This window comes from Leucobacter sp. M11 (genome assembly GCF_035726885.1).
Taxonomy (GTDB): Bacteria; Actinomycetota; Actinomycetes; order Actinomycetales; family Microbacteriaceae; genus JAPFRB01.
In genome coordinates, this window is sequence record NZ_JAPFRB010000001.1 from 490,629 (window position 1) to 500,513 (window position 9,885).

Annotated in this window: 7 protein-coding genes and 2 pseudogenes; 3 read left to right on the plus strand and 6 right to left on the minus strand. The window is 68.1% G+C overall.

Translation table 11 applies throughout. From position 1 onward, the window contains the following. A pseudogene (locus OOT08_RS02510) lies at positions 1-489 on the minus strand (hypothetical protein); the annotation flags it as partial. 347 nt (positions 490-836) lie between these two features. On the opposite strand from OOT08_RS02510, the gene OOT08_RS02515 reads away from it, so the two are divergent. From OOT08_RS02515 to OOT08_RS02525, 3 genes are all read left to right on the plus strand, one after another. Further along, entirely contained in the window at positions 837-1,949 is a 1,113-nt protein-coding gene (locus tag OOT08_RS02515) for a fatty acid desaturase family protein (protein ID WP_442916171.1), read from the plus strand. A 120-nt stretch (positions 1,950-2,069) separates the two neighbouring features. Continuing rightward, the gene (locus OOT08_RS02520) at positions 2,070-2,276 is read left to right on the plus strand and encodes a cold-shock protein (RefSeq protein WP_325090973.1); all 207 of its coding nucleotides are present in this window, start codon (positions 2,070-2,072) and stop codon (positions 2,274-2,276) included. Between the two features lie 202 nt (positions 2,277-2,478). Continuing rightward, positions 2,479-4,359: a DUF222 domain-containing protein gene (locus OOT08_RS02525; protein ID WP_325090974.1), complete on the plus strand. Its 1,881-nt coding sequence runs from the start codon at positions 2,479-2,481 to the stop codon at positions 4,357-4,359. 34 nt (positions 4,360-4,393) lie between these two features. On the opposite strand, the gene rlmN is transcribed toward OOT08_RS02525, so the two are convergent. The 5 genes and pseudogenes from rlmN to OOT08_RS02550 all read right to left on the minus strand — a co-directional run. Beyond that, positions 4,394-5,620 (minus strand): 23S rRNA (adenine(2503)-C(2))-methyltransferase RlmN, encoded by a 1,227-nt coding sequence (gene rlmN / locus OOT08_RS02530; protein WP_325090975.1) that lies wholly within the window; start codon positions 5,618-5,620, stop codon positions 4,394-4,396. Between the two features lie 209 nt (positions 5,621-5,829). Further along, the gene (locus OOT08_RS02535) at positions 5,830-6,228 is read right to left on the minus strand and encodes a DUF779 domain-containing protein (RefSeq protein WP_325090976.1); all 399 of its coding nucleotides are present in this window, start codon (positions 6,226-6,228) and stop codon (positions 5,830-5,832) included. Between the two features lie 4 nt (positions 6,229-6,232). After that, on the minus strand, positions 6,233-7,252 hold the full coding sequence (adhP, locus tag OOT08_RS02540) for an alcohol dehydrogenase AdhP (RefSeq protein ID WP_325091288.1): 1,020 nt from the start codon (positions 7,250-7,252) through the stop codon (positions 6,233-6,235). Between the two features lie 73 nt (positions 7,253-7,325). Then, a complete protein-coding gene (exaC, locus tag OOT08_RS02545) occupies positions 7,326-8,849 on the minus strand; it encodes an acetaldehyde dehydrogenase ExaC (RefSeq protein ID WP_325090977.1) in 1,524 nt (507 codons plus the stop codon). A 147-nt stretch (positions 8,850-8,996) separates the two neighbouring features. After that, positions 8,997-9,885: pseudogene (locus OOT08_RS02550) on the minus strand (hypothetical protein); the annotation flags it as partial.

Sequence of the window (9,885 nt, forward strand, 5' to 3'; positions counted from 1 at the left end):
TGAGCGGCCGAACGACTTCCGATAGGTGCCACCGGAGCCACCGTTCTTCCAGCCGGAGCCGCCAGCGCCGACTGCCTCACGGGGCTCCGTTTTCGCGTTCCCCCCGGCATCCGCACCGAACAGGGTCAGCGTGTCGCCCGGGGCAACAACGAGTTCGCCAGAGACGATGCCCCCAGAGCCACCGTTTCCGGCGTCCTTCGGCGTGCCATCAGCGTTGTACTCCGAGTCACCGCCGTGCCCACCCCGGCCACCGGCCAGCGAGACGGCGACCCGGGTGACGCCCTCGGGCACCACCCACGTCTTCGGGCCGTTGCCGAGTTGCTCCTCGCGGATGATGGCCGCCTCAGCAGCCTGCGGGACCAGGAGGGGGGCCGCGATGCCCCCGGTCAAGCCGAGGCCGAGGACGAGTGTCGCGAGCGTGGCGCGTCTCCTCCCCCGGGTGGGTGGAACCGCCCCAGCGCGGTTCGGGAGCGTCGTGTGGGAGAGCAAGAAAGGTCCTCTCGTTTTCGGGCACCAGAAGGAAATCTGGTTGGGACCTCCCCAATCTAGAAACGAAGCCCGGCTGAGACATCCGTATAAATTACTGATCTTTGGGCCCCGAGCCCCACGAACACGGGCCAATCAGCCCCACCCGGTCACCGTTCGGCGTTCGACCCTGGCCCGCATTCGGGGCGGTTCCGACTGACCCCGGGCGAGGGGTGTCTGTGAGCCAGCCGGGAGGACTCCGGACATATACCCGTTTGAGCAGGTGCGCCGGATAGAGTCGCCACTAAGCGTTCCGAGATCTTCGAGCGTCACCACACAGCGGCAACGCTGACAACCGAGCGGATGACTCCATTACAACACCCACTCTCCCCGCAGCCACACTCGCGGGAGGGGTCCGGGCAACGAAGCCGAAGGACCCGAACGCCAAGAGCACCACCGCCAGTTACACCGCAGTGGCCAAGCTCGTCCGGGAGGAGAACCTCCTCAGCCGGACCCCCGGTTTCTACGCCATCCTCGGCGTTGGCCTGATCCTGGCCCTCGGCGGAGCCATCACCGGCTTCATCCTGCTGGGCGATAGCTGGTTCCAGCTCCTCATCGCCGCGGCTCTCGGACTGATCCTGACGCAGTTCGCGTTCATCGCGCACGAGGCCTCGCACCGCGCGGTGCTCAGCTCGGGTCCCGCGAACGACCGGCTCGGTCGCTTCCTCGCCGCTGGCGTGGTCGGCATGAGCTACAGCTGGTGGATGACGAAGCACACCCGTCACCACGCGAACCCGAACAAAAAGGGCAAAGACCCCGACATCGAGTTCGACACCATCTCCTTCACGGAGGAGTCCGCAGCCGAGCAGAAGGGTTTCCTGGCGTGGCTGACGCGCCGCCAGGGCACGCTGTTCTTCCCCCTGCTGACCCTTGAGGGCATCAACCTGCACTACACGTCGATCAAGAGCCTCTTCACCCGGCGCCCCATCGAGGGCCGCTGGAAGGAGTTCACGATGATCGGGGTGCGCTTCGCGATCGTCCTCACCGCGCTGTTCTGGTTCCTGCCCGTCGGAATGGCCTTCGCCTTCCTCGGGGTGCAGCTCGCCGTGTTCGGCGTCTACATGGGGGCCGCCTTCGCGCCGAACCACAAGGGCATGCCCCTCGTGGGCCCGGACGAGAAGCTGGACTTCTTCACGAAGCAGGTTCGCACCTCTCGAAACGTCACCGGCGGTTGGTGGGCGAGCGCGCTTTTCGGCGGCCTCAACTACCAGGTTGAGCACCACCTGTTCCCGAGCATGCCCCGTCCGCACCTGTACAGAACCAGTCAATTGGTAAAAGCGCACTGCGCGGAGCTGAATGTGCCGTACACTGAAACCACCATCCTTCGTTCGTACGCGATTGTCATCGCATACCTGAACCGTGTCGGGCTCTCCGCGCGAAATCCATTCGACTGCCCGCTCGTTACCGAGTTCCGCCGCTCCTAGCCTCGGACTCCCCGCACTGCCCCACCGGCACTGCCCCACATTTGTCCGCGTCCTCCGTGTCGCGGCACCCGCCGAACCCGCAAGTTGCGGACGGCACGCACCAAAAGAAAGAGAAATGACATGGCCACTGGCATCGTCAAATGGTTCAACTCCGACAAGGGCTTCGGCTTCATCTCCCCCGACGACGGAGGCGCGGACCTGTTCGTGCACTTCAGCGCGATCCAGAGCGATGGCTTCCGCAACCTCGAAGACAACCAGCGCGTCGAGTTCGACGCCGCTCAGGGCCCCAAGGGCCCCCAGGCCGAGAACGTGCGCATCTCCGCGTAACACTCGCCTGATTCGCGGTCTCTGACCGCGTGCGACACCGGCCCCCACTCATCGAGTGGGGGCCGGTTTGTTGTTTCTGCGGGGTTATTTCCGCTGCGCGGGCCGTGATCTTGAGCTGACACACAGGTGGCGACCCACGAGGGTTTTGCACAGATTGCCCTGCCGACGCCCGCTGCGTTTCGCGGCGGGCGAGCCTGGGGGCATGGTTCCTTCCCCTCTCGATCCCAGCCCGGACGGCGCCCCCGGCGCGTCCCCGCCCGGCACCCCGGACGCACTCCCTCCCGGTCCCTATGCCCGGGTGCCGGGCAGCAGCACGATCACCGCGGGCACCGCCGCCCGCATCGCCCAACGCATCGCCGAGGACGCCCTGAACGCGTCCCGCATCGAAGCCGCCCCCTCGGATGGCGCTGACTCGACGCATCCCCTTGCCGCCCAGCAGCGGGCCACGAGCGATGCCCGCGCGACCCTCACCGCCGAGGAACTGCGCGCTGCGGAGCAATCGTTGAGCGACGCGATCACCGAGGCCACCCGGGCCAAGAACCAGGCAGAAGCCACACGAGTCCGCCTGGTTTCGGACCTTGCCCGGCTCACCGAGGAACGCTTCACCCGCGAAGCGACCGAGGACGCTGCCCGGGTCCTCGCCGCAACCGGTGAGATCATCGACCCCGTCGTCACCCCTGCAGAACACCAACACCGCATGAACCAGCTCGCTGAGGAAATCGCGTCCGCGACCACCCTCGGCACCCCCACCGCGACCAAGCTCCTCAACCACGCCATCACCGTCTGCCACGACCTCCCCCACACCTGGGCGGCCTTCCAGGCCGGTGCGCTCGACCAGGGGCGGGTGCACACCATCGCACACGCCACCCTCGACGCCACCCCCGTGGCCCGCAGCATCCTCGACGAACAACTCGCGAAGATCGCCCCCACCCTCACCCCCGCAAAACTCGTCCGCGTCGCCGAAGGGCTCCGCAACCGGGTCGACCCGATCTCCCCAGAGGCCAGGCACGCGGACGCGTTCACGCGCCGCGGTGCCTGGCTCGATCCCGGCCGGAACGGGATGATGGAACTCACCATCCGCTCCTCCGCACCGGAGCTGCTCACCGCGATGGACAGCATCGACGCCCTCGCGAAACACCTCGCCGCCCTCGAAAAGAGCGAACACCGGAAACTGGTCGCCACAACCACCCGGACACACGAAAACGCCCCGGACAACAGCCCGGACAGGAGCACGGAAGCGCTCGATACGGCGCTGGCCGAGATCCCGCTGCCACGGACCTTCTCGCAACTGCGAGCGGACGTGGCGGTCGATCTCGTCTCGCACGGAGAAATCGACGGAGCACCAGTCCCCGAGGCCACGGGGGAACCGGTGCCGGGGTTCCGGCCCGGGCGGCTCCCCACCTCACCGATCCGCGGGATACGCGGGCAGGTCACCGTGACCGTGCCCGTCAGGCTCCTCGCGGGCATCCGACACGAACTCGACCTGAATCCGACCCTCGACCCTGGGAACGCGGGAAATTCCGCGAAGAACATTGCGAGACAGATCCACGCGAAAGAGTTCGCCGAACTGCAGGGGTACGGGGTGCTCGATGACGAGACCGCGCTCCGCTTCGCATTCGCCCTCGGCACCCTCCGGAACCTCTACCTGGACGACCAGGGCGCGATCTTGAACGTCGGGCGTGACAGCTACACGCCGCCGAAAGCGCTCCGAAGATTCACCGAGCTCCGGGACCAGCACTGCCGCTTCCCCGGCTGCGAACGCCCCGCGATCCGATGCGACCTTGACCATTCCACCCCCTGGGACCAGGGCGGGGAAACCGCGCACGACAACCTCGCACACCTGTGTCGCACGCACCACACGATGAAAGGGCTCGGCGACCCCGGAGCCCGGGCCGGTATCGGCCCCACCGGGCGACGCCGGGGCCCCTTCCCCCGAGGGTGGCGCTACCGGGGCTGGACACTCCTCGACAACAACAACGGAGTCCTCGAATGGGAAACACTCAGCGGCAGACGCGTCAGCACCGTCCCGGAACGCCCCGCCGCGAAAAGCGCGCACGAAACGGCGGCCCTGCCCGATGCGTGATCGAGGGGCCTCTGGGCCTCAGGCGCAGGGCTCGCTACTCGGCGGCGGCGAGCTGCCCGCAGGCCCCGTCGATTTCCTTGCCACGGGTGTCGCGGAGCGTCGTCGGGATCCCGGCGGCGAGCAGGGTATCGATGAAGCGATCCGTGGCCTCGCGCGTGGAGCTCGTCCAGATGGAGCCGGGCGTGGGGTTCAGCGGGATCGGGTTCACGTGTACCCACCCGGTGCCACGGTCGTTCAGCTTCTTGCCGAGCAACTCGGCGCGCCACTCGTGGTCGTTCATGTCCTTAATCAGCGCGTATTCGATGCTGACCCGGCGACCCGTGGTCTCGAAGTAGTGCCGCGCGGCGTCCAGTACCTCGTCGACGTCCCAGCGGTTGTTGACCGGGATCAGATCGTTGCGCAGGTTATCGTCAGGGGCGTGCAACGAAAGCGCGAAGGTGACGGGCACCTTCTCGTCGGCAAGCTTTCGGATCGCCGGCGCGAGGCCCACCGTTGAGACGGTGATGTTTCGCGCGGACATGCCGAGCCCCTCGGGGGCCTCGTTGACCATGCGGTGAACGCCGTTCATGACGCGCTTGTAGTTCGCGAGGGGTTCACCCATTCCCATGAAGACGATGTTGGTGACGCGCTCGGCGTCGTGTCCGCCGTCGCGACGCTTCCCGCCCAGCCCGCCCTCGGCCATGACGCGGTTCGCCTGCACCACCTGGTCCAGGATCTCTGCGGTGGACATGTTGCGGGTCAGGCCTGCCTGGCCGGTCGCGCAGAACGGGCAGTTCATTCCGCAACCGCACTGGCTTGAGACACAGAGGGTGACGCGGCCGGGGTATCGCATGAGCACCGACTCGACGAGCGCCCCGTCGAACAGTCGCCACAGGAACTTGATCGTGTCGCCGTTGTCGGTCTCCAGGCGCTTGACCTCGGTGAGCAGCGGCGGGAAGAACTCCGCGGCGATCTCCTCGCGACGGTCCTTCGGCAGGTCCGTCATTTTCTCGGGGTCGGTCGTGTAGTGCTCGAAGTAGTGGGTGGAGAGTTGCTTGGCGCGGAAGGCGGGCAGGCCCAGCGACTTCATCTTCTCCTGGCGCTCCTCGAGCGTCATGTCTGCCAGGTGCTGCGGGGGCTGCTTCACCCGGGGCGAAGCGAACTGGAGCTTGGGGCGGCCGTCGGCCTGGGTGATCTGCGTCCAACCCTCGGCTTTCGGGCGCACCTGGCCGCGCGTCTCGGTCGAACGCGGGCGGGTGGGAATGATCCTCGAAGTATCCATGGCGTCGTCTATTGTCTCACGCATTGGCTGAGGTCGTGCCGAGGGGGCTTAAGCCCGCCTCGGGGCTGGCCAGCAGGGCACCGGTCAGCGTCAAAACCTTTGTTCAGTTCCATCATAAGAAACCCCGCAGCCCACCGCACCGACCAGCCCTGAAACGACCGTGCGCCCCCACCCGTTCCCGGGCGGAGGCGCACAGCTCACGAGGGCCGTTACCCGTCAAGCAGGCGGGACCGGATCAGGAAGCGCACCCCCTCGGGGGCCTCCAGGGAGAAGCCGCTCCCCCGCCCCGGCACCACGTCCACGGTGAGGTGGGTGTGTTTCCAGAGCTCGAACTGCTCGGCGGACATATAGAAGGGCACCGACCGCACGTCCCCGTCGGGGCCCGCGAAGTCGAGCTCGCCCAGCAGGGTGTCCGCCTGGCCGACCGTTAACTCCCCCAGCGGGAAGCACATGGGCGAGCTCCCATCGCAGCAGCCGCCCGACTGGTGGAACATCAGCGGACCGTGTTGGTCCCAGAGTGTCCCCAGCAGGGTGAGGGCCGCCTCGGTGAAGGCGAGCCGCGAGGCGGTCTCCCCCGGCACCGAAGGGCGGGCGTCCACGGTCGACATCGGACTAGCCCTCGCTCAGGCGCAGCACGACGCGTCCGTCGATCTTGCCCGCGCGCATCTCGTCGAGCACCTCGTTGACCTCGTCCAGGCTCCGCTCCTGCACCGTGGGCTTGATCTGGCCGCGGGCGTAGAACTCCAGCGCCTCGATCATGTCCTGGCGGGTGCCGACGATCGAGCCGCGAATCGTGAGCCCCTTGAGGACGATGTCGAAGATCGGGGCCGGGAAGTCCCCCGGGGGCAGGCCGTTGAAGACGATGGTGCCGCCGCGGCGGGTCATGCCGATGGCCTGACCGAAGGCCGCCGGGTGCACCGCGGTCACGAGCACGCCGTGGCTGCCGCCCGTCGCCTCCTGCACCGCGGCGACGGGGTCGCCGTCCTTCGCGTTCACGACGACCTCCGCGCCGTGCTTTTTGGCGAGCGCGAGCTTGTCCTCGGCGATGTCCACCGCGGCGACCCGCATGCCCATCGCAACCGCGTACTGCACCGCGATGTGCCCGAGACCGCCGATCCCGGAGATCACGACCCACTGACCGGGGAGCACGTTCGTCAGCTTGAGCGCCTTGTACACGGTGACCCCGGCGCAGAGCACGGGGGCGACCTCGACCGGGTCGGAGCCGGCGGGCACCTTCGCGGCGTAGCGGGCGTCGACGAGCATGTACTCGCCGAAGGACCCGTCCACCGAGTAGCCGCCGTTTTCCTGGGACTCGCACAGCGTCTCCCAGCCGGTGCGGCAGAACTCGCAGCGGCCGCAGGCGGACCAGAGCCAGGCGTTGCCGACGAGGTCGCCCACGGCGAGTTCAACGACGTCGGAGCCGATGGCCTCGACGGTGCCGACGCCCTCGTGCCCGGGGATGAACGGCGGGGACGGCTTGACCGGCCAGTCGCCGTCGACGGCGTGCAGGTCGGTGTGGCAGACGCCGGTGGTGAGGACTCGGACGAGGGCCTGGTTCGGTCCGGGGGTGGGGACCGGGTGGTCACCGACGACGATCTTCTCGCCGAAGGCGGGGACGCTGCCGGCGCGCATGGTTTGGGTCACGATAATTCTCCTTTGAAACGGGTGGTGTGGTTTCGGGGGGTCTGTGGGGTGCGATGCGGGTTTAGAAGAAGCCCTGCTTCGTCTCCGAGTGGCTCACGAGCAGGTTCTTGGTCTGCTGGTAGTGGTCGAGCATCATCAGGTGGTTCTCGCGCCCGATGCCGCTGGACTTGTACCCGCCGAACGCGGAGTGCGCCGGGTAGGCGTGGTAGTTGTTCACCCAGACCCGTCCGGCCTGGATGGCCCGGCCCGCGCGGTACGCGGTGTTGCCGTCGCGGCTCCAGACCCCGGCGCCGAGCCCGTACATGGTGTCGTTCGCGATGTCGATCGCGTCGTCGTAGTCGGCGAAGGTGGTGACGGCGACGACGGGCCCGAAGATCTCCTCCTGGAAGATCCGCATGTCGTTCGTGCCCTTGAAGATCGTCGGCTGCACGTAGAAGCCGCCGGAGAGGTCCCCGCCGAGGTCGGCGCGTCCGCCGCCCGTGAGCACCTCAGCGCCCTCCTGCTTGCCGATGTCGATGTAGGACAGGATCTTCTCGAGCTGGTCGTTCGAGGCCTGCGCGCCCATCATCGTGTCGGTGTCGAGCGGGTTGCCCTGCACGATGGCCTCGGTGCGGGCCACGACGTCCGCGAGGAAGGCGTCCGCGATCGATTCCTGGATGAGCGCCCGCGAGGGGCAGGTGCACACCTCGCCCTGGTTCAGGGCGAACATCGTGAAGCCCTCCTGCGCCTTGTCGTAGTAGGCGTCGTCCTGCGCGGCGATGTCCTCGAAGAACAGGTTTGGGCTCTTCCCGCCGAGCTCCAGCGTCACCGGGATCAGGTTCTCGGAGGCGTACTGCATGATGAGGCGGCCGGTCGTGGTCTCCCCCGTGAAGGCGATCTTGCGGATGCGCTTGTTGGACGCGAGGGGCTTGCCCGCCTCCGTGCCGAAGCCGTTCACGATGTTCACGACGCCCGCGGGCAGGAGGTCCCCGATGAGCTCGAAGAGCACCAGGATCGAGGCCGGGGTCTGCTCGGCGGGCTTCAGCACGATCGCGTTCCCGGCGGCGAGCGCCGGGGCGAGCTTCCACACGGCCATGAGGATGGGGAAGTTCCAGGGGATGATCTGGCCGACCACGCCGAGCGGCTCGTGGTAGTGGTAGGCCGTGAGGTCCTCGTCGATCTGGGAGAGGGAGCCTTCCTGGGCGCGGATGGCTCCGGCGAAGTAGCGGAAGTGGTCGATCGCGAGGGGGATGTCGGCGTTCAGGGTTTCCCGGACGGCCTTGCCGTTGTCCCAGGTTTCGGCGACGGCGAGCATCTCGAGGTTTTCCTCCATGCGATCCGCGATGCGGTTGAGGACCTTGGCGCGCTCGGCGGGGCTGGTCTTGCCCCAGCCGGGGGCGGCGGCGTGCGCGGCGTCGAGGGCCGCCTCGATGTCTTCGGCGGTGCCGCGGGCGACCTCGCAGAAGACGCGCCCGTTGACGGGGCTGACGTTTTCGAAGTACTGGCCTTTCACGGGGGCGACCCATTCGCCGCCAATGTAGTTCTCGTAGCGGCTGTTGAACTGTACCTTCGACTCCGGGGTGCCGGGGTTTGCGTAGACGGTCATCGTGTCTCCTCTTGACATCGTTGTCAGCTCCGAACGGGGGTTCGGGATTGGGAGAAACGGTACGCGCGTCGGGGTTGCACGAAGGTTGCGCCGGGGGTCGCCAAGGTTGCACGGAGGTTGCATCCCCGTCACGGGGCGCAACGGGCCTCAGCCGGAGGGCGTGAACCCGTTCAGCTTCGCGAGGACGCGGGCGCGCTTGGGCGAGCGGGCGGGGAGCACGGTGAGCAGGGTTTCCCAGACTTCGGCGTCCTGGTCGGCCCAGGCCTGGGCGTAGTCGAAGAGTAGGTCCGGGGCGGCGTCGGCGAGCATGGCCTCGCGCAGGGTGGCCTCGACGTCGTTGCGGAGCTGTTCGATCACGGGGGCGTTGGAGCCGGGCAGGACGGGACCCGTGTACCCGGCGAGGGCGAGTCGGTGCGCGCCGCGGGCGAGGGCCGCCAGGGTTTCGGCGGCGTCCACGACGGGGACGATGCTGAGCCGGTAGGGGCGGGACAGGAGCCTGGCGTCCTGGCCGGATTGTTCGAGGACTCGGCGCAGGCGCACCATTTCGGGGCGGAGGGTGGCGACCGCGTTGCCGCGCCCGTAGACGCGCTCGGCGAGCTGGGCGGCGCTGAGGCCCGCGGGTTCCGCGCTGAGCGCGGTGAGGATTTCGGCGTGCCGGTTGCCGAGTTCGAGGACCGTGCCGGCCCCCTCCAGGAGGGCGGGCTCCCGCCCGAGCAGGGTGAGGCGCACGCTCGGGGCGACCGGGGGCGCGGGCCGGGGTTTCCGCGGGCTGGGCCCGCCGCTTCCCGTGCCCGGCTGGTTTCCGAGGGCGATCATGGTGCTGCGCCCGCGTTCGATCTGGGAGCGGAGCGCGTTCATGCGCAGCTCGGCCTCCACGGCGGCGACGGTGGCCTCGACGAGGGACAGGGTGTGGCCCGCGACGGCTTCGTCTCCGCCGGTGAGGTCGATGACGCCGAGCAGGGTGTCGGTCTCGGGGTCGCGGACGGGAACGGCGGTGCAGCCCCACTCGTGCACGCCGCGGTTGAAGTGTTCCGCG

Coding starts and splice junctions, on each gene's coding strand:
- OOT08_RS02520 (WP_325090973.1), top strand. CDS start 2,070: ATGGCCACTGGCATCGTCAAATGGTTCAACTCCGACAAGGGCTTCGGC.
- exaC (WP_325090977.1), bottom strand. CDS start 8,849: ATGACCGTCTACGCAAACCCCGGCACCCCGGAGTCGAAGGTACAGTTC.
- rlmN (WP_325090975.1), bottom strand. CDS start 5,620: ATGGATACTTCGAGGATCATTCCCACCCGCCCGCGTTCGACCGAGACG.
- adhP (WP_325091288.1), bottom strand. CDS start 7,252: ATGCGCGCCGGCAGCGTCCCCGCCTTCGGCGAGAAGATCGTCGTCGGT.
- OOT08_RS02525 (WP_325090974.1), top strand. CDS start 2,479: ATGGTTCCTTCCCCTCTCGATCCCAGCCCGGACGGCGCCCCCGGCGCG.
- OOT08_RS02535 (WP_325090976.1), bottom strand. CDS start 6,228: ATGTCGACCGTGGACGCCCGCCCTTCGGTGCCGGGGGAGACCGCCTCG.